The following is a 21,862-nucleotide window of genomic DNA, read 5'->3' as shown; positions in this document are numbered from 1 at the left end:
GCGGCTGATCAGGGCGCCTCGCGCGCCCACTGCCGGTAGGCGGCGACCGCGGTCGGGAGCGTGGGGAAGAGCCGCTGCTCGCCGACCGTGGCGGTCAGGCCGTACGCGTCCAGGTACGTGCGCAGGTCCTGCTTGACCCTGGCCATGGCGAAGACGATGCCGCGCCGCTCCAGCTCCTGGCGCAGGGAGTCGACGGCGTCCAGGGCCGTGATGTCCACCTCGACGTTGGCCTCGGCGTTCAGGACGAACCAGCGGACGGGGGTGTCCTGCTGGTCGACGGCGGCCAGGGCGCGGCGGTGGAAGTCCTGGGCGTTGGCGAAGAACAGCGGCGAGTCGTAGCGGTAGATCACCAGGCCGGGGATGGTGCGGGCGGCCGGATAGTCGTCGATGTCGTGCATGCCCGCCAGGCCCGGCACCACGCCCAGGATCGCGTCATGCGGGCGGGCCACCCGGGCGAGCATCTCGGCGACCGACAGGGCCACGGCGAGCAGGATGCCGTACAGGATGTCGAAGATCAGGACCCCGGCGAAGGCGCCGAGGGCGAGCAGGAGCTCGGTGCGGCGGAAGCGGGCCAGCCGCACGAAGTCGGGCAGTGAGACGAGCCGGGTGGCGGCGTACACGACGATCGCGCCGAGGGCGGCGGTGGGGAAGTCGGCCAGCAGCGGCCCGGCGAACATGAGCACCGCGACGACGGCGACCAGGCAGATGAGCGAGTACAGCTGGGTGCGGGCGCCGGCCGCGTCGGCGAGGGCGGTGCGGCTGCCGCTGCTGCTGACGGGGAAGCCGTGCAGCGCGCCCGCGCCCAGGTTGGCCGCGCCCAGCGCGAGGAGCTCCTGGTTGGCGTCGACCTCCTGGTGGTGGCGGGCGGCGAAGGAGCGGGCGGTCAGCATGTTGTCGCTGTAGCCGACGAGGAAGACGCCGACGGCGGGCAGCAGCAGGTTCTCCAGCGGGGGCAGCGAGGGGGCGGGCAGCCCGGCGGGGATCGCGCCGACCACCTTGATGCCCCGCGCCTCCAGGTGGAACACCGACACGCTCACCGTGGCCAGCAGCACGGCGAGCAGGGGCGCCGGGGCCGCGGGCAGCCGCCACTGCAGCAGGAACAGGAAGGCGAGCACCGCGGCCGCCATGATGACGGTGCCGGGATGAGCGCGGGGCAGCAGATGGACGAACGACGACACCTGCTCGATGAGGGACTCTCCCGTCACCGGGGCGCCGATGAGCTTGCCGAGCTGGCTCGCGATCATGATGACGGCCACGCCGGCGAGGTAGCCGACCAGGATCGGCCTGGACAGCAGGTCCGCGACGAAGCCCAGCCGCAGCAGCCGGCAGCCCAGGCAGAGCAGCCCGACGATGAGGGCCAGCGAGGCGGCCAGGGAGGCGTATCCGGCCGGGTTCCCGGCGGCCAGGGGGCCGATGGCGGTGGCGGTCATCAGCGCGGTGGTCGACTCGGGCCCGACCGACAGCTGGCGGGAGGAGCCCAGCAGGGCGTACAGGGCCAGCGGGGCCAGGATCGCCCACAGCCCGGTCACCGGCGGCAGCCCGGCCACGGTGGCGTAGGCCATGACCTGGGGGACCAGGTAGGCGGCGACGGTCAGCCCGGCGAGCAGGTCGCCACGCAGCCATTCGCGCCGATAGGCGGTCAGGGTGGCCAGGCCGGGCAGAAAACGGATCACGCCCGAGGATGGCGCATGATGGCACGCGGGCGCCAGCATCACGCGCCCTGACCGGTGGAGGGAGTCCGAAGGCATGAGTTCTGACGGGTTGCGGCGCAAGCCTTACGAGAAGCGGCTGCTCCAGTTGCAGGGTGAGCTGGTGAAGCTGCAGGAGTGGGTGAAGGCGGAGGGGCAGCGGGTGGTCGTGATCTTCGAGGGGAGGGACGCGGCGGGCAAAGGGGGCACGATCAAGCGGGTCGCCGAATATCTCAACCCGCGCGTGGCCAGGATCGCGGCGCTGCCCGCGCCCACCGAGCGGGAGCGGACGCAGTGGTACTTCCAGCGCTACGTGGAGCACCTGCCGGCCGCGGGGCAGATCGTGCTGTTCGACCGGAGCTGGTACAACCGCGCCGGGGTGGAGCGGGTCATGGGGTTCTGCACGCAGGAGGAGTACACCCGCTTCCTGCACCAGTGCCCGATCTTCGAGCGGTTGCTGGTGGAGGACGGGATCCTGCTGCGCAAGTACTGGTTCTCGGTGAGCGACGACGAGCAGGAGCGGCGGTTCCGGTCGCGGCTGGAGGATCCGATGCGGCGCTGGAAGCTGTCGGAGATGGACCTGGAGTCGATCACGCGGTGGGAGGAGTACTCGCGGGCCAAGGACGAGATGATGATCCACACGCACATCCCCGAGGCGCCGTGGTACGAGGTGGAGAGCGCGGACAAGCGGCGGGCCAGGATCAACATGATCTCCCACCTGCTGTCCACGATCCCGTACGAGGAGGTGCGGCGGGCGCCCCTGAAGATCCCGCCGCGGCCCGCCCCCAGCGGCTACCGGAGGCTGCCGCGGGTGGAGACGCCGGTCCCGGACGTGACCGGAGACCTCACCTGATCAGGGGCCGGGCTCGCGTCCGACGGCCCTGGAGCGGAACTGCGACGGCGAGACGCCGGCCCACGCCACGAACGCCTGCCGTAAGGACTCGGCGGAGGTGAACCCGCACCGGCGGGCGATGGCCGCGACCGGCTCGCGCGATCCGGCCAGCAGCTGGGAGGCCGCCTCCAGCCGCGCGTCGCGGACCAGCCGCGACGGGGTCCGGCCCACGTGCTCGACGAACAGCCTGCTCAGGTGCCGCTCGCTCACCCCGGCGAGCGCGGCCAGCCGGGGCACGCTCAGGTCGCCGGTGAGGTTGCTGATCACGTGGTCGATGACCCGCCGGACCAGGGCCTGGTCGGAGCGCGGGATCCGGTTGAACAGGCTCACCTGCGCCTGGTTGCCGGGGCGCTTCAGGTAGGCGACCATGCCCATGGCCACGCGGCGGGCGAGCTCGGCCCCGTGGTCCTCCTCGATGAAGGCCAGCGTGAGGTCGAGGGCGGCGGTGACCCCGCCCGAGGTCGCGACCGCGCCGTCCCGGATGAAGATCGGCGCCGGATCGACGTCGACCCGCGGGTAGCGCGCGGCGAGCTGCCCCGCGTAGTGCCAGTGCGTGGTGGCCCGGCGGTGGTCGAGCAGCCCGGTGGCGGCCAGCACCGTCGCCCCGGTGCACACCGACGCGACCCGCCGCGACAGCCCGGCGAGCCGCAGGACCTGGCTGACGAACCGGGGGTTGGCGGCGGCGGCCGCGTGTCCCCGCCCGCCGGAGACGACCAGGGTGTCGATGGGGCCGTCCATCCGGTCGATCCGGTGCTGCCCGGACAGCTCGAGCCCGGAGTCGCAGCGCACGGGCCGGCCCATCGGCGTCGCGAACACCACCTCGTACGCCGGGTCGGCGCCCTGCTGGTTGGCGTGGTCGAACCCGGTCGTCACGGACGCCACGTCAACGAGCTCGATGCCGTCGTAACCGATCATGACGATCAGCCGTGCCACCATGGCCACATCGTACGGGTGCGCCGCTCGCCACGGCGATCCCGGACCTCCGGCCCAGCCGGCGCGGGCGCCGTGGCCCACTACGATGATCAATAATTGTGGTCGTCACCTGGGGGCGGTAGAAGTTGTCGGGGCCAGAACGCGTTCGTGCCGTCCTGGAGAGCAAGTTCGTGCAGCGCGGCGTCATCGCCGTGATCGTCATCAACGCGATCACCATCGGATGCGAGACGAGCGCGGACCTGATGGCGCAGGCCGGCGGGCTGCTGCACGCCGTCGACCGGATCGCGCTGGCGATCTTCACGGTCGAGATCGCCGCCCGCCTGTACGCCTACCGCAAGTCGTTCTTCGCCGACCCGTGGAACTGGTTCGACGCCGCGATCGTGGGCATCGCGCTCGTCCCGGCCTCCGGGCCGACGTCGGTGCTGCGGTCGCTGCGCATCCTGCGGGCGCTGCGGCTGGTCTCGGCGGTGCCCAGCATGCGGCGCGTGGTGGGCGCGCTGCTGACCGCCATGCCCGGGATGGCCTCCATCATCGGCCTGCTGGTGCTGATGATCTACATCGCGGCGGTGATCTCCACGAAGCTGTTCGGGGAGCTCGTGCCCGACCGCTTCGCCGACCTGCCGCGCTCGCTGTTCACCCTGTTCCAGATCATGACCGGCGACGACTGGGGCAACGTCGCGCAGGAGGTGATGGAGCACAAGCCGTGGGCGTGGGTCTTCTTCATCGTCTACATCCTGATGTCCACCTTCGTCGCGCTGAACCTGTTCATCGCGGTGGTGGTCAACGCCATGCACGAGACGGAGCCGTCCCCCGCGGAGACCCGCGCGCAGGCGGAGCTGGAAGAGGTGAAGCAGGAGCTGGCGGCGGTCAACGCCAAGCTCGACCAGCTGCTGACGCGCGAGCCCGCGCCCGCGGGCGGCAAGGGCCCCTGACGGGGACGGCTGCCGCCGCTACCTTCGCCGCTTGCCGCCGTAGAGGCCGACCGTCAGCGAGACGCCGAGGGCCGCCAGGGCGACCTGGATGGCGAGCTCGATCCAGTCGACGCCGCCGGTCTCGGCGACGCCCAGAACGGAGGCGATCGCGGTGCCGACGAGCGCCGCGACGACGCCGATCGCGATCGTCAGCCAGATGGGGATGCGCTGCCGCCCCGGGATGACCAGCCGCCCGAGGGCGCCGATCACGATGCCGATGATGAGTCCGGAAATGATGCCGGTGATCGCCATGCTGAACTCCCCGACGCTCGGTGGTCCGTCTGCCCCGCACAACGAACGCGCTCCACGGCCGGTTCCTGACGCTCCCAGCACGGTAGCAACGGCCCTTCCCGGGGAACATATGGCCAGGTCAGCCCCGCGTAGACGGCTTGGGCTGACGTGCTGAAATCGGGGGGTTCAGCGGCGATGACCATAAAACCAGCGGCAGTGCACGGCGTCTCACTGGCCACGTCCTTGGCGGTGGGGGCGTTCGCCCTCGCCGCCTGCGGCAGTAGCCCGGCGCGGCGGGACACGACCATGATGTCCGGAGCCGTGCCGGTCGCGACGGCGAGCGCTCAGTCGAAACCCGCTTTCGACGACGCCGACGTGATGTTCGCGCAGATGATGATCGCGCACCACCAGGAAGCCATCGAGATGGCCGAGCTGGCCACGACGCGGGCAACGTATGAGGAGACCAAAGAACTGGCGGAGAAGATCAAGTCCGGGCAGCAGCCGGAGATCGAGACCCTGCAGGGCTGGTTGAAGGAGTGGGGCAAGACCACGCCGATCAGCGAGGCGGGGCACGAGGCGGCGGCCGGCATATCCGACGCGAACATCAAGACACTGCTGGACGCCCGGGGCTCGGCCTTCGACAAGGAGTTCCTCACGATGATGGCCGATCATCACGAGGAGGCGATCGCCATGGCGCGGGTCGAGCGGAAGCACGGGAAGAGTTCGAAGGCGAAGAAGCTGGCCGATCGGATCATGAAGGAACAGCAGGCCCAGGTGACGCAGATGAAGAAGCTCCTCGCCCGGATTCCATGACGCGAGGGTCTCGACCGGGCGGGAGGTCACGGGTGACCGGCCTCGCGTCCGGGCGGGGGACGCTGGTCGGGGCGCGCGACGGGGGAGTTGCCCGTCAGTCGCGCCCTGACTGTTTCCGAGGTCGCGTGCGCTCTGGTGGGCAGCGGCACGGTCACAGCGGGATGTCCGGATATGGCCGGACCTGAGCCTGCGGCACGGAAGATCCTTTGGTGTCCGTAGAGCTGCTTTGCCAAGGAGATCCGCATGACGCCGACCACGGTCACCCAGGCCGCCCGGTTCAGAGACCTGCACGAGGGCACGGTCCTCGTGCTCCCCAACGCCTGGGACGCCGCCTCCGCCGCCCTGATCGAGGCCGCGGGCGCGCAGGCGATCGCGACGACCAGCGCCGGCGTGTCCTGGGCCAACGGGGCGCCGGACGCGGAAGGGCTCGGCCGGGAGCGGATGGTGGCCGCCGTCTCCGCCATCGTGGCGGCCGTGACGGTGCCGGTCACCGCCGACATCGAGGGCGGGTACGGCGACGTCGCGGGCACCGTTCGCGCGGTGATCGAGGCCGGCGCGGTCGGCGTCAACCTCGAGGATTCCCCCGGCCCCGACGGCGCGCCGCTGCTGTCACCCGCGGACCAGGCCCGGCGCATCGCCGCGGCGCGGGCGGCGGCCGACGCCGCGGGGGTCGAGCTGTTCGTCAACGCCCGTACCGACGTCTACCTGGCCGGTGCTCCGGGGGACCGGCTCGCCGAGGTCGAGGAGCGGGCGCGGGTCTACGCCGAGGCCGGGGCCGACGGGCTGTTCGTGCCGGGCCTGCTGGACCTGGACGCCATCGCCCGCCTGGCCGGCGGGCCGCTGCCGCTGAACGTGATGGCCGGGCCCGGAGCCCCGCCGGTGCAGCGGCTGGCGGCGGCCGGCGTGGCGCGGGTCAGCGTCGGCTCGGCGATCGCCCAGGCCGCCTACGCGTGCGCCGCGCGGGCGGCCGCCGAACTGCTCGGCGGCGGCACGTACGCGACGCTCGACGGCGGCCTCGACTACGGCGGCCTCAACGCCCTTCTCCGATGACGACACCGCCCTCGCCCGCGCTCACCGGTCCCGAGGTCACTTCTCGCAGGTGAGGCGGGGTTCGGCGTCGTAGACGGTGTGGAAGCGCTGCTTGCGCAGGACCTTGCCGTCCTTCTTGAAGATGCGCCACACGTCGATGGCGAAGCCCTCCGAGCCGTCCATGGGGATGCACTCGTCCCCCTTCTCGCTGAGGGTCTCGACGGGCTTGACGTTGTAGCGGTCGGAGCTCTGCGACTCGATGTCGTAGCGCTTGGTGCTCCAGAACTGCACGGTGACCGAGGTGCTCGTGTACGAGGTCTTGATCAGGACGCCGTGGCGGGAGTCGTTGCGCCAGCGGAAGTCCGGCTGGGGGAAGGAGACCGTGGACTCGCGCCCGGCCGGGTAGCGGGAGATGTAGTACTGGTGGGCCCGGTGCTGGACGTCCTGGAAGCCGCCGAAGAAGACGGCGTTGAACATGGTGGTGGCGAACTGGGAGACCCCGCCGCCGACGTCGTTGACGAACCGGTTGTTGAGGATCATCGGCGCCTCGACGAAACCGCGGGCCTTGTCGCGCTTGCCGACCACGTCGTTGAGGGAGAACGTCTCCCCGGGCTGCACCACGTAGCCGTCCACGATGTCGGCGATGGTGTGGATGTTGGTCACGCGGGGCGCGCAGCACGGGTGCTGGGTGGTGAACGAGCTGACCTGCTCCTTGACGCCGAGCTTGGCCGCCTCGGCCGTGGTCACCCGGGGCTGCCGGGCCGTGGCGGGCAGGTCGATGCGGCGGCTGCCCGCCGCGACGGCCTCGGCGATGGCCGGGCCGAGCGTCTTGATGTCGGCGCCGTGGCCGGCCTTGGAGGGGACGACCTTCGGCTTGCCCTTGACGATCGTGAAGGAGGCGTCCTTGGGCGGCGTGATCAGCAGCGACTTGGCCATGTCCGCGGCGATCTTGCCGGCGTCGTACGACGGGCGCAGGCCGTTCTTGCCGTCGGGGACGAAGCGGAGACCGGCGGCCAGCTGCTCCCTGGACACGGTGGCCTGCTTGCCGCCGCTGGCCAGCGTGAGCGGGGAGGCGATCGCGGTGCGCGCCGTGGCGGAGGCGACCTCCTTGACCTGGGCGGCGGTGAGCGCGGGAGGCGTCACCTGGAGCTTCAGCTCGACGGAACTGCGCCCGGCCGCGAAGGCCGCCCGCACCGCCTGGGCCGCTCCGTCGCGGTCCAGCGCGCGTCCGGGCTTGGGCAGGACCGTGCGCGGCTCCAGCCCCTGGTAGCGGACGCCGCCCTGCACCGGCTTGGTGTCCACGCTCTTGGCCAGGCCGGCGAGCCCGGCGGCCAGCCGCTGCTCGTCCACGATGACCCGGGGCGGGAGCTGCCGGCTGCCGAAGAGGGAGCGGGCGATGCCGGCCGGGGTGGCGGCGCCGGCCATCGCGGCCTCGATGGTGGCCCGGGCGTCGAAGTCCAGCCCCAGCTCGGCGGGCGTGAGCTGGACCCGCTTGCCGCCCGCGACCAGCGTCATCGGCTGCCGTACGCGCTGGGCCAGCTGCCGGTCGAGGTGGGAGCGGGCGGCCTCGGGCGCCAGCCCGCCGATGTCCACGCCGTCCACGCGCGTGCCCGGGGGAACCTTGCCGGAGAGCGAGATGGCGGGCACGGCGTAGCCGAGCACCGCGACCAGGACGACGGCGGCGGTGATGATGAGCACGCGCCGCGAGCGAGGGGCGCTCACGACGGCGCCCGAGTGTGCATGAGGCCCGGGTGCGGGCCGCCGGCCGGGAGGGGCCCGGATCCGGTAACTGTGATGTCCATTTGGTCTTGGATACGGCTGGCGACCCGTTCAGAGTTCTCCGCCGACCTGACCTGCGATGATGCCCGGGGGTCGCGCATAGTGACGGAGTGTACTAGCAGATGTAGTAGGCGCGTCACCGGCGGACGGCGGGCACCGGCTGGTCACGGCGGGCGGCCTCCGCCCTGACCCGCTTCCGCAGCTCCTTCGCGTGCCGGACGAACGACCACGTACGGCCCACCGCACCGCCGGCCAGGCTCCAGTCGTTCAGCGCCCGTTCCACCTCGACCTCCAGCAGGTCGCCCGAGCCCGTCGTCGATCCCAGCAGCACGACGTTCTCCTGCCCTCCGGTCCCCGAGGACCGGTGGAACGTCAGGCACACCGGCCCCGGCGAGCCCGTCACCCCGGCGGGCAGCAGCACCTCGAACCCCCGCCTGGTGCGGACGACCGAGCGGGCACGCACCGTCACCGGCAGGCCGTCGGCCACCATCGAGACGACGGGGGCGCCGAGCCCCATCGCCCGCGCGGCGTAGGGCCGCCAGTCCACCGGCGGCGCCGACCGGCTCGGCAGCCGGGGCCCCGACGGCGCCAGGTCGGACCGGGGGAAGCTCGTCCCGCCCGGGCAGGTCCAGGTGCGGGGCGCGGAGGAGAGGTCGCCCTCCGGCCACCAGGTGACGCGTTCGGGGGTCACCTCCACGTAGATGCGGGCGAAATACCAGGTCAGCCCCCTGAGCAGGAACAGCGGCGCGTCGGCGAGCCCGCTCCCGGCCTTGGCCGGCGCCTCGCGAACGTACCGGTCGGTGTTGGCCTGCAGGTCGGCGTCGCGTACGGCGGCCCGCCCCTGGACGAGCACCACGGGCGGCCGGTCGAGGCCGCTGCCCGCCGGGTCGGAGTACAGCAGCGCCACGCGCGGGTCACGGCGGGCGCGTTCGGCCTTGTCGGGGTAGGACAGGCCGGTCGTGACGTCGAGCGTCCCGCCCCTGCCGACGTACGGCGTGACCGGCCAGGTCACCGGGCGGCCGGCCCGGGTCAGCGAGGTGTACTCGCACACGGACGAGCGCTCGAACACCTGCCGCACCTCCGCGGGCAGGACCCCGCCCGCAGGGGCTGTGGTCGTGAAGCCTGTGATCATCGCCTGTCTCCCTTCCGTCCTCCGGAGACAGTGTGCGGAAGGCTTCTCCTGAACGTCTTGGCGCTCACTTGCGGACGTCTTGGACCCCGGCTCGACGCCGTATCGAGCCGGGGAGCGGGTCAGGCTAGGGGGTCCATCTGATGCCGGGGTTGACGCCGCCGGTCCAGTTGAAGGTGGCCATGTTGTCCCACTGGTCGCCGGTGCCGTTGATGTTGGCCGGGTCCCAGCCGTTGCCCTGGATGGCGTACCAGGTCGGCTCCCAGTAGAAGACGCCGATCGCCCCCGCGTTGCGGGCGGTGTTCTGGACGGCGGTGAAGTTGCTCGCCTGCCCCGCCCAGGTGGCCGGGTAGCCGGAGCACGGCGCCGAGCCGTTGATCGCGTTCGGCTCGCTGTCGGCGTTGTTCGCGGTGAACGGGTAGGCGGTCTCCGCCACGATGACGGGCTTGCCGTAACGGGTCCGCACGTCGTTGATCACGCTGGACAGGGTGGACTGCGAGCCGTGCCACATGCAGTAGTACGACAGGGCGGTGATGTCCCACGGCACGCCCTTGGCGCGGATCCCGTCGTAGAACCAGCGGGCGTTCGCGAGGCTGTCGGCGTCCGCGGTGTGGATGATCACCTGGGTGCCGCTGTTGCACGCCTTGGTCGCGTTGTAACCGGCCTTCAGCAGCAGGCTGAGGTTGGTGAAGTCGTTGTTGATGACCTTGCCGTCGTTCCAGAGCATGCCGACGTTGATCTCGTTGCCGATCTGCACGCTGTCCGGTGTGGTGCCCTGCGCCTTGAGGCTGGTGCAGATGTCGTACGTGTAGTTGTAGACGTCCGTCTGGAGCTGGGCGATGCCGTGACTGGCCCACGCCGCCGGCTTGAACTGCTTGCCCGGGTCGGCCCAGGTGTCCGAGTAGTGGAAGTCGATCATCAGGCCGAGGCCCTTGGCCTTGACCGTCCTGGCGTAGGCCAGCACCTTCGCCTTGTTGTTGTAGCCGCCGGCCGGGTTGTTCCAGATGCGCAGCCGGGCGTAGTTGACTCCGGCGCCGATGAGGATGTCCAGCGGGTCGGCGGCCGTCCCGGAGGCGTTGTAGTACTTGGCCCCCAGGTCCAGGCTCCGCTGGAGGGAGGAGATGTCGGCGCCGCGCATGCTCAGCGTGGCGGCCTGGACGGGCGTCGCCGGCGCGACCGCGATCAGCGCCGCGAGTGTCAGCAGGAGGGTGACCCGGATCCTTCGTAAGTGGTACGTGGTCATGATCGGTCCCGTTGATAGAGCCGAATTCCGGACTGTGTGCACGTTCACGGACGCATGTGGCGACGAGCTGCCCGAAAAATGCGCCTTTGGGGGGCGAAAGCGTCCTTATGCATACTGTGAACGTTCACAGACTGCTTGAGCATGAGGATAAAGAAGAATCCGGCACTCGGGAAGAGCGAGTTTTCCGGCATCCGGGAATCGTTGTTCCGCGCTCCGGGCGGCCGAGCCACCATCGTTCCCACCGGCCGCCGCACCACGAAGGAGTCGCCGTGTCGAGCATCCCCCGCGATCAGTGGTACGTCGCCGCGTACGGGCGAGAGATCGGCCAGGAGCTGTTCACCCGCACCATCTGCGGCGAGTCCATCCTGTTCTGGCGCACCCGCGCCGGGACCGTCACCGCCATGTCCGACCGCTGCGTGCACCGCCGGTTCCCGCTGTCGCAGCCGCCCAGCCGGCTCGTCGAGGACCAGGTGGTCTGCGGGTACCACGGCTTCACCTACGGCGCCGACGGCGCCTGCGTCGCCGTCCCCGGCCAGACCAGGGTGCCGCGTACCGCCCGGTTGAAGAGCTACCCGGTCGTCGAGCTGGACTCCTTCGTCTGGGTCTGGATCGGCGACCCCGCCCTGGCCGACGCGGCCCGCATCCCGCGCGCGCCCTGGCTGGACTCGCCCGAGTACACGACGGTGTCGGGGATGGAGCCGCTCCAGGCGCGGTTCGGGCTGCTGGTGGACAACCTCATGGACCTGTCGCACGAGACGTACCTGCACGGCGGGTACATCGGCACCCCCGAGGTGGCCGCCACCCCGATCACCACCACGGTGGACGAGGAGGCCGGGATCGTGCACGTCAGCCGCCACATGGACGACGCCGAATGCCCGCCGTTCTACGCCAAGTCCACCGGGCTGACCGGCCGCATCATGCGCTGGCAGGACATCGAGTACACCCCGCCGTGCCTGTACAAGCTGCACTCCCGCATCGCCCCGCTCGGCGTGCTGCCCAACGCCGGCGGCGGCGACCCGGACGCCTTCCACGTCGAGGTCGTGTACGCGATCACGCCCGAGACCGAGCACTCCACGCACGACTTCTGGGCGGTGGCCCGCGACTTCGCCCTGGACGACCAGGGCGTGTCCGACTTCCTGGCCGAACAGAACCGCACGGTGGTGCTGCAGGACGTGGCCGCGCTCGACGTGCTGGAACGGGTGATCGCGACCGAGCCGGCGGGCTACCAGGAGCTGTCGATCAACATCGACACGGGCGGGCTGGCGGCCCGGCGCATGCTGGCCGGACTGGCGGGGCAGGGCGCCCCGGCCCGGCAGGCGTGACGGGCATGGAGCCCGGACGCGTGCCCACCCGGCGTGGGCTGCTCCGCGTGGTGTGGCTGCCGGGGAGCGACCTGCTCCAGGGCACCTGCCACTGCGGCGCCGTACACGTCGCCGACGGGCCCGTCGAGGTCTGGGAATGGCTCCTCGGCCACCCGACCGGCCACAACACCCCCACGAACCCGCCGCCACCCGACGCCCCCACCGGAACGGCGCAAACCGATGCCGGGGCGGCGCGAACCGATGCCGGGGCGGCGCGAACCGACGCCGGGATGGCGCGTCCGGACGCCCTGTCGGGGACGGGAGCCGCCCGATGAGCGCTGAGCGCAAGCTGGTCGTGCAGGATCGCGACCCGGTCGCCGACGGGGTCGTCGCCCTCGACCTGCGCGACCCGGCAGGCGCCGAGCTGCCCGCGTGGGAGCCCGGCGCGCACATCGACCTGGTGCTCGGCGGCGACCGCGTCCGCCAGTACTCGCTGTGCGGCGACCCGGCCGACCGCACGACCTGGCGCGTCGCCGTGCTGCGCGAGCCGGACGGCCGGGGCGGCTCGGCGTACGTGCACGAGGATCTCCACCCGGGCACGACGGTCCTCGCCCGAGGCCCGCGCAACCACTTCCCGCTCCACCCGGCGCCCCGCTACCTGTTCGTCGCCGGAGGCATCGGCATCACGCCCATCCTGCCGATGGTGCGGGCCGCCGACGCCGCCGGCGCCCGGTGGCACCTGGCTTACGGCGGCCGTACGGCGGGCTCGATGGCGTTCGGCCGCGACCTCGAAGCCGCGTACGGAGACCGGGTGGAGCTGCGCCCGCAGGACGAGCACGGCCTGCTCGACCTCGACGCCCTCCTGGCGCGGGCCACCCCGGACACCCTCGTGTACTGCTGCGGCCCCGCCCCGCTGCTGGCGGCGGTCGAGAGCCGCTGCGCGGACCGGCCGTCCGGCACGCTGCACGTGGAGCGCTTCGAGCCCAAGGAGGCGGCCGACCCCGTACGGACGGAGTCCTTCGAGGTCGAACTGGCCGTCACCGGCGTCACCCTCACCGTGCCCCCGGACCGCTCGATCCTCGACGTCGTGCTGGAGGCCGGCGTGCAGGTCCTATCCTCGTGCCATGAGGGGACGTGCGGCACCTGCGAGACCGCGGTGCTGGCCGGCGCGGTCGACCACCGCGACTCCCTCCTCACCTCCGAGGAGCGGGCGGTGAACGACACCATGTTCGTCTGCGTCTCCCGCGCCGCCTGCCCCAAGCTGGTCCTCGAACTCTGACCAGGGAGCCGCCGATGCAGATCCCAGCCCCCAGGCAAACGGCCGAACGCACCGGCCCGGTCGTGGCCCGCGCGCTGCAGATCCTCGGCGCGTTCACGCCCGACCGGCGCTCGCTCACCCTCAGCGAGCTGTCCCGGCACTCCCGCCTGCCGGTCTCCACGGTGCACCGGCTGGCCGCCGAGCTGCTGGCCTGGGGCGCGCTCGAACGGGATCCGGCCGGGTGCTACCACATCGGCCTGCGCCTGTGGGAGATCGGCTCGCTCGCCCCGCGCGGCCTGGGCCTGCGCGAGGCCGCGCTGCCGTACCTGGAGGACCTGTCCCAGGTCACCCGCGAGAACGTGCAGCTGGCCGTCCGGGAGGGCGCCGAGGTGGTGTTCGTCGAACGGATCGCCGGGAGCAAGGCCGTCCCCGTGCTGACCCGGGTCGGCGGCCGCTTCGCGCTCACGGCCACGGGCGTCGGCCTCGTGCTGCTCGCGTACGCGCCGGCCGAGGTGCAGGAGCAGGTCGTGGCCGGCCCCATGACCCGCTACACCGAACGGACCATGACCACCCCGCGGCAGATCCGCGCCGCGCTCGCCGACACCCGTGCCCGCGGTTACGCCGTCAGCGACCGGCAGGTCACCATGGACGCCCTGTCGGTCGCGGCGCCGATTCACGACGCCCGGGGCGACGTCGTGGCCGCGGTGTCCCTCGTGGTCCACCACGGCAGCACGTCGCCCCACGCGCTCGCCCCGCTCCTGCGCACCAGCGCCCGCGCCATCTCCCGCGCGCTGCCGCCGTCCACCCGAGGCTCGTGACGGGCCCGGTCACGCTCGGGTCGTGACGGGCCCGGTCACTTTCGGATCGTGACGGCTGAGGTCAGCCGAGGCGGGCCAGCTCCTCCTCGGTGAGCTCCAGGCCGGCGGCGCCGATGGAGTCGAGGATCGTCTCCGGCCGGCTGGCGCCGGGGATGGGGATGACGACCGGGCTGCGGGCCAGCTCCCAGGCGAGGCAGACCTGCTGGGGGGACACGCCGCGCGCCTCGGCGATCTCGGTGAAGGCGTCGCGCCGGCTCAGCTCCCCGGTACGGCCGATGCCGCCCAGCGGCGACCAGGGCAGGAACGCCAGGCCGAGCTCGGCACAGACGTCGATCTCGGGCTCGCTGGAGCGGAAGCGCGGAGAATACTCGTTCTGCACGCTCACCAGGCGCTCACCCAGGATGTCGTGGGCGAGCCTGATCTGCTCCGGATCGGCGTTCGAGATGCCGGCCATCTGGATCTTGCCGGCGTCGTGCAGGTCCTTCAGCGCGCCGATGGTCTCCGCGTACGGCACCTTCGGGTCGGGCCGGTGGTGCTGGTAGAGGCCGATGCTCTCCACGCCGAGGGCCTTGAGCGAGCGCTCGCAGGCCTCCTTGAGGTACGACGGGTCGCCGTTCACGGACCAGCCGCCCCCGGCGACGCGGGTGTGGCCGCCCTTGGTCGCGACCAGCACCGTGTCGGCGTCGCCGCCCCAGCGGGCCAGCGCGAGGGCGACCAGGCGCTCGTTGTGGCCGACGTCGTCGTGCGAAGGCGTGTAGGCGTCTGCCGTGTCGATCAGGGTGACACCGGCCTCCAGGGCCGCGAGCAGGGTGCGGATCGACTGGTCCTCGTCGGGCATGTGCCCGGCCACCGACATGGGCATGGCGCCGAGCCCGACGGCCCCGACCTGGCGGTTTCCGATGGTGCGCGTTCGCATGGCGTTGTGCATGGGTCCACCCTGCCTGCTGGAGCGCGCTCCAGGTCAACCTTCGCGCGCCGGCGTCCAGCGCATGGCCAGGAGCAGGGTGTCGTCGCTGTGCAGCACCCTGCGGCGCATCATCCGTACGAGGGTGTCGGTCAGCTCGTCCACCGGCAGGTCCCGGTGCCGGCCCGCCAGCTCGGCCAGCTCGTCCAGCCCCGCGTTGAGGTCGCGCCGGGCCTCCACCAGCCCGTCGGTGTAGAACAGCACCAGCGTGCCGGGCCCCAGCCACCGCTCGGCCACGTGGTCGCTGCCCGGATCCGGGTAGCCGAGGCCGCGCCCCCACGCCTCCAGGTACGTCGCCGGCTCGCCGGGCGCCACGATCAGCGGTGGCGGGTGGCCGCCGGTGGCCACCCGGAGCACGCCGGTACGGGGGTCGAAGCGGGCCACCAGTACGGTGCCGGCCAGATCGGGGTAGACCGGCTGCAGGATGGCCGCGGCGCGCTCCACGACGTTCTCCAGCGGCAGCCCGGCCAGGGAGAGCACGCGGACGGCGTGGATGATGTTGAGCGCGGCGCGGGTGCTGGTCACGCCGTGGCCGGCCGCGTCCACCACCACGACGTGCAGCTCGCCGCCCGGCATGATCACGACGTCGTAGAGGTCGCCGCCGGTCGGCGCGTCGTCCTCGGAGGAGGAGTAGTAGACCGCCAGCCGCGCCTGCTCCACGTGCGGGATCGGCGGGCGCAGGGCGTCCTCCAGCTCGCGGAAGATCGCCCGGTGGGCCCGCCTGAGCCGTACGTCGCGCTCCTCCAGCTCCGCGACCAGGGCCAGCACGTCCTGGCGGGCGTCGGCCAGCTCGCCCTCCAGCGTGCGGATCCGCCGCAGCGGCTCATCGGGGACGGACTTCACACCGCCCCCCGCCCATGCCGAGGCTGCTCGACCACCAGCCCCCCTGTCCGTAGCAGTCGCGGGCCAGCTCGCTCACCGCGGTGATCAGCTTAGACCGGGAGGCCGGGCCGAAGCCGTCTTCCGGGGCCGCGGCGCGTACGGCGTGCCGCGCGGCGAAGCAGACGGCTGGCGACAATGCGGTGATAAGCGCATTTGTCGGTCCGGATCCGCCCTATGATCCTGATGATCGACTCCGTGAGGAAGGGCACCTGTGGGCGAGAAGTCGGATGAGTGGAAGAGCGCGATCGACACGACCAGGCCCAGCATCGCCAGGGCCTATGACGTCGTCCTGCACGGCAAGGACAACTTCGAGGTCGATCGCGCTTTCGTCGCGGAGATCGTCAAGGTCATCCCGGAGATCTACGACGTGGCGGCCTACAACCGCCAGATCCTGGACCGCGGCGTCCGTTTCATGATCGACCAGGGCATCACGCAGTTCATCGACCTCGGCTCGGGGCTGCCGACCGTGGAGAACACCCACCAGGTCGCGCAGCGCGCGAACCCGGAGGCCCGCGTGGTCTACGTCGACAACGACCCGATGGTGCTCGCCCACGGCCGGGCCCTCCTGGCCGAGAACGAGCGCACCGCGGTGGTCACCTCGGACCTGCGCGACCCGGTGGCGATCCTCGGCGACGAGGCCGTCAAGCAGCTCATCGACTTCGACCGCCCGGTCGGCGTGATGCTGGTCGGCATCCTGCACCACCTGCACGACGACGAGGACCCGCAGGGGATCGTCGATGCGTACATGGCCGCCGTCCCGCCGGGCAGCTACCTCTTCATCACCCACTTCTGCGACTCGAGCCAGGAGTCCCGCGACGCGGAGAAGCAGTACCTCGCGCTCCTCGGCACCGGCAGGTTCCGCACCGTCGCGGAGATCACCGGCTTCTTCGAGGGGTTCGAGCTGGTGGAGCCGGGCGTCGTGCCGCTGCCGCTGTGGCGTCCGGAGGCGGACGTCCCCGAGGAGCTGACCGTGGGCCAGCGCCTGATGTTCGGCGGCATCGCGCGCAAGCCCTGATCGTGTCGTCGCGCCGGGGCACCGAGCCGAGCCGGGCGGCCATCGACCTGGCCCGGCGGCAGGGCGCGGCTCCCGAGTTGATGTACGTGGTGGACCTGCCCGGGTACGAAGTGTCCGAGCAGTCGGTCGGCGTGATCAACGACGACGGTTTCGGCGCGGTCTACACCTCGCCCGACGGCAAGCGGGTGGAGCTGCGGATCGACCGCGGGCCGTACGTGCGCACGGGCACGTGCGAGCGTGACGGCGGCGGCTGGTACGTCGTGAACGGCGGCGAGCAGGAGTACGTCGCCGTGCGCAAGGACCACCACATCCGGCTGATCTGCCCGGTCGGCCAGGTGGACCGGGCGGTGCTGAAGCGGGCCGCGCAGGGCGCCCGCCCGGCGACCGGCACGGGCCCGCCCGCTCCCTCGCCACCGGCCCCGGTGGAGCGCGGCGATCTGCCCCGGAACGGCGACGCCGCTCCCATCCGGCGGAGAGGGCCCGGCGGCTGAGAGGGGGGCCAGGGCGTCCCGGCCCCGCTCCCGCGGTCACTTCACGAGGTAGCGGGGGCCAGGGCGTCCCGGCCCCGCTCCCGCGCTCACTTCACGAGGTAGCGGGGGCCAGGGTGTCCCGGCCCCCGCTACCGCCCTCACTTCACGAGGTAGGCGTCGGACAGGATCTGCTGGACGGAGTTGCCGTCCTTGTCCTGCGCCTCGACCTTGATCGAGATGCTGCCGGGGCCCTTGGGGTTGAGCGCCAGCACCTTGCCGCCGGGCAGCACCGTGGCCCGGGTCCAGTGCGCGCCCTTGTCACCGGAGATCCAGGCCGCCCGCAGCGACGACGAGCGGCCGCCCTCGGTCCTGACGGTGAAGGCGAACGGCCGGCCGCCCTGGACCGTGTCGTTCTCCGGCAGGCCGAGCTCGTACCGCAGCCGGATCATCGGCACCTGCGCGCAGGGCTGCTTGTCCTCCCACAGCACGGAGTCCAGGCAGGGGTAGGGGTTGCTGTCGCCCGTGGGGCGGGCGGAGCGGAACGTCCAGCTGGTCTCCACGCCGGTGCCGGCGTGCTTCCCGGGGAACGCGTCCTTCCACGAGCTCGTCAGCCGGTACGTGCCGGACCCGGCGGGGACGCCGTAGTAGGGCACACCCAGGTCGTCGTACTGCGGCTTGACCTCGGCGGCGCCGCTGAACAGCCGGAGCTCCTCGGTCCCCGGCGCGCCCTGGTACATGTGGCTCGGGTCGGAGGCGTCGGAGTAGTAGCCGAAGCCGATCGGGCTGAGCGCGCGCAGCCGCAGCCGGTCGCCCTGGCGGCAGCCGTCGCAGTAGATGATGGGGGTGACCCAGTCCGGCAGGCCGGCGCCGGCCGCGAACTGCGAGGGCATGATGGCCTCGTTCCAGTCCTCCCGCTCCTTGGTCGCGCGGTTGAAGCCGCGGGCCGAAGCGGCGAAGCGCGCGCCGCCCGAGGCAGGGTCGATGAAGGTGAACTCACGCTCCCACAGCACGTCCCGGCCGGGCGCGTTGTAGTACTCGGTCCTCGCCGTGGGCCCGGCGAAGGCGTGCGAGCCGCGGATGCTGAAGCGCTGCTCGGGGTTGTAGGTGTGGTTGACCTCGGTGAAGTTCGTGTACGGGCCCCACGGGCCGGGCTGGGGGGCGAACCGGGCGTGGTAGGTGGTGTCGATCTCGGTGAGGTCGCGCGCCTTCGGGGCGAAGCTCAGCTTGCCCGCCGTGGTCCCCTTCACGTAGTAGGCCAGCTTGTACTCGAACGGGGTGGTCGGCGTGACGCGCAGGGCGGCGCTCGGGTACGGCTTGCGGGCCAGGGCCTTGCCGAGCCGGTCCGCCTCGCCGCTGTCGATCCACAGCACCGGGATCTTGTTGTGGTCCGTGTAGTGCGAGTCGCTGAGCAGCCAGGCGAACCGGTCGCTGGTGACCACGCCGGCGGCCCCCACCTTGATCGCCAGGTCCACGTCGGCCGTGAAGAGGTCGAGCGAGTCCCTGGCCGGGAGGTAGACGAGCTTGCCGCGCGCGTCCGCGCCGCCGCGCAGGTCGTCGCCCGTGGTCAGGCTCAGGCGCTGGTCGGCGGCGAACTTCGGCACCAGCGGGTCGTGCTCGCTGACGTAGTGCGGGTTGAGCCGGAGCCCCGGCACGGCCAGCTCGACCTCGGGCGCCCGGCGGATCTGGTCGAACAGCACCGTGGAGGTGCCCACCGTGGGCGCCTCGCGCACCGGCGTGACCCAGAACCTGCCCCGGTTCACGGGCTCGTAGCTGAGCAGCGACGCGCCCGCGTACATCTGGCCCGAGGCGGTCGTGCGGGCGACCATCAGGTTCATGAACACCGGCTCCGACGTGCGCGGCGTGGTCACCTGGATCTGCTCGAGCTCGGTGGCGTCCAGGGTCACCGTGGTGTCGCCGTCGAGCTTGATCTCGGGGGCGAGCAGCGTGGCGTACTGGATCTGCCGGTCCGGCCTGGTGTACCACCAGGGCATGTCGCCGATGGAGTAGACGCCGCCGTGCGCGAGCTTGAGCTCGGTCTCCACCGTGCCGGGCGTGTCGGTGGTCCGCCAGTTCGCGGTGGCCGTGGTCATCGGCTCGCCCTGGAGGAGCGGGTCGGTGTCGCTGACCCGGAGGGCGGTCACGACCCCCGGGTTGAGCGTCCATTCCGGCTTTCCGACCAGCTTGACGCGTACGGTGTCCAGCTTGGCGCCCTTGTGGAGGGCGATCGGCGCGGTCAACCGGGTCGTGCCCGCAGTGGCCGTCAGGCGGCCCTCGTACCAGCCGGGGTCGCCGAGCGTGGGCTCGATGGTCAGGTCCGCGCTCGCGGTGCCGCCCGCGGGGACGGTCAGCGACGACGGGGTGAGCGTGGCCATCCCGGCGGGCGGCTGGGCGTCACCACGCTTGAGCGTCATCGACAGGGCCAGCGTGACGGGGTCCTTGCCGGTGTTGCGGAAGGTCACCTTCCTGGCCAGCGTCTGGCCGGTGTACGGGTCGGTGAACCCCGCGTGCACCGTCGCCAGGTCGTCGAAGACCTGCTGGGTGACGGCCTGCCCGATGTCCAGCCGACCCGAGCCCTGGTCGTAGACCGTGCCGTCGGTCGGCTTCGCGGTGCCCGTCAGCGCGGTCTTGAGCTGCTCGGGCGTCCAGTCGGGGTGCTGGACGGCGAGGATTGCGGCGGAGGCGGCCACGTGCGGGGCGGCCATCGAGGTGCCGGACGCCGCGGTGTAGTTGTCGTCGATCGGGCCGCCGCCCGGGACGCTGCTGCCCTCGCCCAGCGAGGTGCCCGCCGCGCGCGCGGCGATGATGTTCACGCCGGGCGCGGTGATCTCCGGCTTGATCGCGAAGTCCTCGCTCAGGCGCGGGCCGCGGCTGGAGAACGAAGCGATCTTGTCGGCCGAGTCCACCGCGCCGACGGTGAGCGCCGAGGTCGCCGCGCCGGGGGAGGCGATGGTGTACCGGCCGGGGCCCGAGTTGCCCGCAGCGACCACGAACAGCGTGCCGTACTCGGCGGTCAGCTCGTTGGCCGCCTGGCTCAGCGGGTCGGTGCCGTCGGTCGGGTTGCTGCTGCCCAGGCTCATGTTGACCACCCGGACGCGCTCGTTGGCCGCCTGCCACTGCATCGCCGCGATGATCTCGGAGTTGTTGCCGCTGCCCGTGTCGTCCAGGGCCTTGGCGATGGTCAGCTTGGTGCCGGGGGCGACGCCCTTGTACTTGCCGCCGGAGGCGGCGCCGCTGCCGGCGATGATCGACGCCACGTGGGTGCCGTGACCGACCCGGTCGGTGACCTCGTCGGGGTTGCCGCCGCCCGGCATGCCGGCCGGGACGAAGTTGCGGGACGCGACGATCCTGCCCTGCAGGTCGGGGTGCGCCAGGTCGATGCCGCTGTCGATGATGCCGACCTTGGCGCCCGTGCCGTCGTAGCCGGCCGCCCAGGCAGCGGGGGCGCCGATCTGCGGGTTGCTGACGTCGTCGAGCGCCTTGGCCTTGCCGTCGAGCCACACCTTGCGCAGGCCGCTCGTCAGGGCCCTGGCGTCGTTCCGGCCCCCTCCCAGGGACTGCCAGAACGCGGCGGCCTGCTTCTTGTCCACCTTGATCGCGGCGCCGTCGATGCTCTCCAGCACCATCGGCTCCGTGCCGCCCTTCAGCGACCTGGCCTTGCCCGCCAGGTCGGCGGCCTTGGTCTGCGGCTGGTACTGGACGATGAGCGGCAGCTGCGCGGTCTTGGCGTCGCCGTAGCCGTTGGCCGCCAGGTAGTCGACGTTGAACAGCTCCTTGTCCAGCAGGCCCCCGCTGACGTAAGGGGCGGCGTCAGCGGGGATCACGTAGTAGCCGTGGTCGTCCTGCTGAGCCTGGTACGTCCGTGCCTCCGCACCCTCGACGGGCTCCAGCGTGGCCGAGGCGCGGCCCGAGGCGTCCTTCGCGTAGGTGACGGTGTCCCCGGTGATCAGCGTGATCCTGACCGCCGGCAGGCCGGTCACCGGCGCGTTCGCCCTCGTGGCCGCCCTCGTGGCCGCCGTCGTGGTCGCCGTCGTGACGGTCGCCGCGACGGCCGCCTGCGGGACCGCGGCAAGCGGCGCCGCGAGTAAGGACGCGAATAAGGCCACGAGTCCGCGGCGCCGGGGGGTGGACAGCATACGCACACCTTTCTCCAGACCTGGGAAACGCCGGAGATCGTTTCCTCGCTGACCTAATCTGGGATTGAGTCAGGGCACAAGTCCGCCGAACGGGCCAAAACCCGCCAGGTGGCGGTAACCCGCCATCCCTGCGGCGGGAGGAAGGGCGTCGCCGATGCTCAAAGCGATCGGCCTGTCACCGGCAGAGAGCCGCCTGTACGCGACGCTCGTCGAGAACCCGCGATCATCCGCCGCCGAACTCGCCACCCACTGCGGCGTCTCGACGCCCCTGGCGGCCCGGACGCTGGCGGCCTTCGCGCGGCGCGGCCTGGCC

Annotated in this window: 20 protein-coding genes; 11 read left to right on the top strand and 9 right to left on the bottom strand. The window is 71.9% G+C overall.

Features of this window, described 5'->3' with window-relative positions; all coding sequences use genetic code 11:
- Positions 1-8: 8 nt before the first annotated feature.
- Positions 9-1,673, bottom strand: a complete 1,665-nt coding sequence (locus ACWEPL_RS48655; RefSeq protein ID WP_452440295.1) for a SulP family inorganic anion transporter — start codon at positions 1,671-1,673, stop codon at positions 9-11.
- Positions 1,674-1,746: 73 nt separating this feature from the next.
- On the opposite strand from ACWEPL_RS48655, the gene ppk2 reads away from it, so the two are divergent.
- Positions 1,747-2,541 carry a polyphosphate kinase 2 gene (gene ppk2, locus ACWEPL_RS48650; protein WP_363964929.1) on the top strand — a complete coding sequence of 265 codons (795 nt, stop codon included), beginning with the start codon at positions 1,747-1,749 and terminating at the stop codon, positions 2,539-2,541.
- On the opposite strand, the gene ACWEPL_RS48645 is transcribed toward ppk2, so the two are convergent.
- Entirely contained in the window at positions 2,542-3,516 is a 975-nt protein-coding gene (locus ACWEPL_RS48645) for a GlxA family transcriptional regulator (protein WP_363964931.1), read from the bottom strand.
- 167 nt (positions 3,517-3,683) lie between these two features.
- On the opposite strand from ACWEPL_RS48645, the gene ACWEPL_RS48640 reads away from it, so the two are divergent.
- The gene (locus tag ACWEPL_RS48640) at positions 3,684-4,445 is read left to right on the top strand and encodes an ion transporter (protein ID WP_452440294.1); all 762 of its coding nucleotides are present in this window, start codon (positions 3,684-3,686) and stop codon (positions 4,443-4,445) included.
- An 18-nt stretch (positions 4,446-4,463) separates the two neighbouring features.
- On the opposite strand, the gene ACWEPL_RS48635 is transcribed toward ACWEPL_RS48640, so the two are convergent.
- Positions 4,464-4,736, bottom strand: coding sequence for a GlsB/YeaQ/YmgE family stress response membrane protein (locus tag ACWEPL_RS48635; RefSeq protein ID WP_350737993.1), 273 nt, complete (start codon positions 4,734-4,736; stop codon positions 4,464-4,466).
- A 147-nt stretch (positions 4,737-4,883) separates the two neighbouring features.
- On the opposite strand from ACWEPL_RS48635, the gene ACWEPL_RS48630 reads away from it, so the two are divergent.
- Together ACWEPL_RS48630 and ACWEPL_RS48625 are read left to right on the top strand one after the other, a co-directional pair.
- Positions 4,884-5,528, top strand: coding sequence for a DUF305 domain-containing protein (locus tag ACWEPL_RS48630; RefSeq protein ID WP_452440293.1), 645 nt, complete (start codon positions 4,884-4,886; stop codon positions 5,526-5,528).
- A gap of 243 nt (positions 5,529-5,771) precedes the next feature.
- A complete protein-coding gene (locus ACWEPL_RS48625; protein WP_452440292.1) occupies positions 5,772-6,578 on the top strand; it encodes an isocitrate lyase/PEP mutase family protein in 807 nt (268 codons plus the stop codon).
- A gap of 36 nt (positions 6,579-6,614) precedes the next feature.
- Here the strand turns inward: ACWEPL_RS48625 and ACWEPL_RS48620 are convergent, their stop codons facing one another.
- The 3 genes from ACWEPL_RS48620 to ACWEPL_RS48610 form a co-directional block, all read right to left on the bottom strand.
- Positions 6,615-8,279: a VanW family protein gene (locus ACWEPL_RS48620; protein WP_452440291.1), complete on the bottom strand. Its 1,665-nt coding sequence runs from the start codon at positions 8,277-8,279 to the stop codon at positions 6,615-6,617.
- A 193-nt stretch (positions 8,280-8,472) separates the two neighbouring features.
- A complete protein-coding gene (locus tag ACWEPL_RS48615) occupies positions 8,473-9,468 on the bottom strand; it encodes a hypothetical protein (protein WP_452440290.1) in 996 nt (331 codons plus the stop codon).
- A gap of 124 nt (positions 9,469-9,592) precedes the next feature.
- Complete coding sequence (locus ACWEPL_RS48610) at positions 9,593-10,708, bottom strand: glycoside hydrolase family 53 protein (RefSeq protein WP_452440289.1); 1,116 nt, start codon at positions 10,706-10,708, stop codon at positions 9,593-9,595.
- Between the two features lie 269 nt (positions 10,709-10,977).
- On the opposite strand from ACWEPL_RS48610, the gene ACWEPL_RS48605 reads away from it, so the two are divergent.
- From ACWEPL_RS48605 to ACWEPL_RS48590, 4 genes are read left to right on the top strand one after another with little or no spacing between them, the layout of a single operon-like run.
- Positions 10,978-12,030 carry a Rieske 2Fe-2S domain-containing protein gene (locus ACWEPL_RS48605; RefSeq protein WP_452440288.1) on the top strand — a complete coding sequence of 351 codons (1,053 nt, stop codon included), beginning with the start codon at positions 10,978-10,980 and terminating at the stop codon, positions 12,028-12,030.
- A 20-nt stretch (positions 12,031-12,050) separates the two neighbouring features.
- On the top strand, positions 12,051-12,344 hold the full coding sequence (locus tag ACWEPL_RS48600; RefSeq protein ID WP_452440287.1) for a hypothetical protein: 294 nt from the start codon (positions 12,051-12,053) through the stop codon (positions 12,342-12,344).
- A complete protein-coding gene (locus ACWEPL_RS48595) occupies positions 12,341-13,288 on the top strand; it encodes a PDR/VanB family oxidoreductase (RefSeq protein WP_452440286.1) in 948 nt (315 codons plus the stop codon). The genes ACWEPL_RS48600 and ACWEPL_RS48595 overlap by 4 nt, the downstream gene beginning before the upstream one ends.
- A 14-nt stretch (positions 13,289-13,302) precedes the next feature.
- The gene (locus ACWEPL_RS48590; RefSeq protein WP_350742931.1) at positions 13,303-14,085 is read left to right on the top strand and encodes an IclR family transcriptional regulator; all 783 of its coding nucleotides are present in this window, start codon (positions 13,303-13,305) and stop codon (positions 14,083-14,085) included.
- 61 nt (positions 14,086-14,146) lie between these two features.
- Here ACWEPL_RS48590 and ACWEPL_RS48585 read toward each other — a convergent pair whose 3' ends face one another.
- A complete protein-coding gene (locus ACWEPL_RS48585; protein ID WP_363964953.1) occupies positions 14,147-15,001 on the bottom strand; it encodes an aldo/keto reductase in 855 nt (284 codons plus the stop codon).
- Positions 15,002-15,046: 45 nt separating this feature from the next.
- A complete protein-coding gene (locus tag ACWEPL_RS48580) occupies positions 15,047-15,892 on the bottom strand; it encodes a PP2C family protein-serine/threonine phosphatase (protein ID WP_452440284.1) in 846 nt (281 codons plus the stop codon).
- Between the two features lie 250 nt (positions 15,893-16,142).
- Between ACWEPL_RS48580 and ACWEPL_RS48575 the strand changes: the two genes are divergently transcribed.
- Both ACWEPL_RS48575 and ACWEPL_RS48570 read left to right on the top strand, forming a co-directional pair.
- Positions 16,143-16,946: an SAM-dependent methyltransferase gene (locus ACWEPL_RS48575; RefSeq protein WP_397369275.1), complete on the top strand. Its 804-nt coding sequence runs from the start codon at positions 16,143-16,145 to the stop codon at positions 16,944-16,946.
- Positions 16,947-16,948: 2 nt separating this feature from the next.
- Entirely contained in the window at positions 16,949-17,437 is a 489-nt protein-coding gene (locus tag ACWEPL_RS48570; RefSeq protein ID WP_363964959.1) for a hypothetical protein, read from the top strand.
- A 137-nt stretch (positions 17,438-17,574) separates the two neighbouring features.
- On the opposite strand, the gene ACWEPL_RS48565 is transcribed toward ACWEPL_RS48570, so the two are convergent.
- On the bottom strand, positions 17,575-21,549 hold the full coding sequence (locus tag ACWEPL_RS48565) for a S8 family serine peptidase (protein WP_452440283.1): 3,975 nt from the start codon (positions 21,547-21,549) through the stop codon (positions 17,575-17,577).
- 154 nt (positions 21,550-21,703) lie between these two features.
- Between ACWEPL_RS48565 and ACWEPL_RS48560 the strand changes: the two genes are divergently transcribed.
- On the top strand, positions 21,704-21,862 hold a 159-nt coding region (locus ACWEPL_RS48560; RefSeq protein ID WP_452440313.1), incomplete at its 3' end, for a helix-turn-helix domain-containing protein.

Source organism: Nonomuraea sp. NPDC004186, from assembly GCF_053603495.1.
Note: the sequence above shows the minus strand (reverse complement) of the source record. Positions and strands in the feature narration are given on the sequence as shown.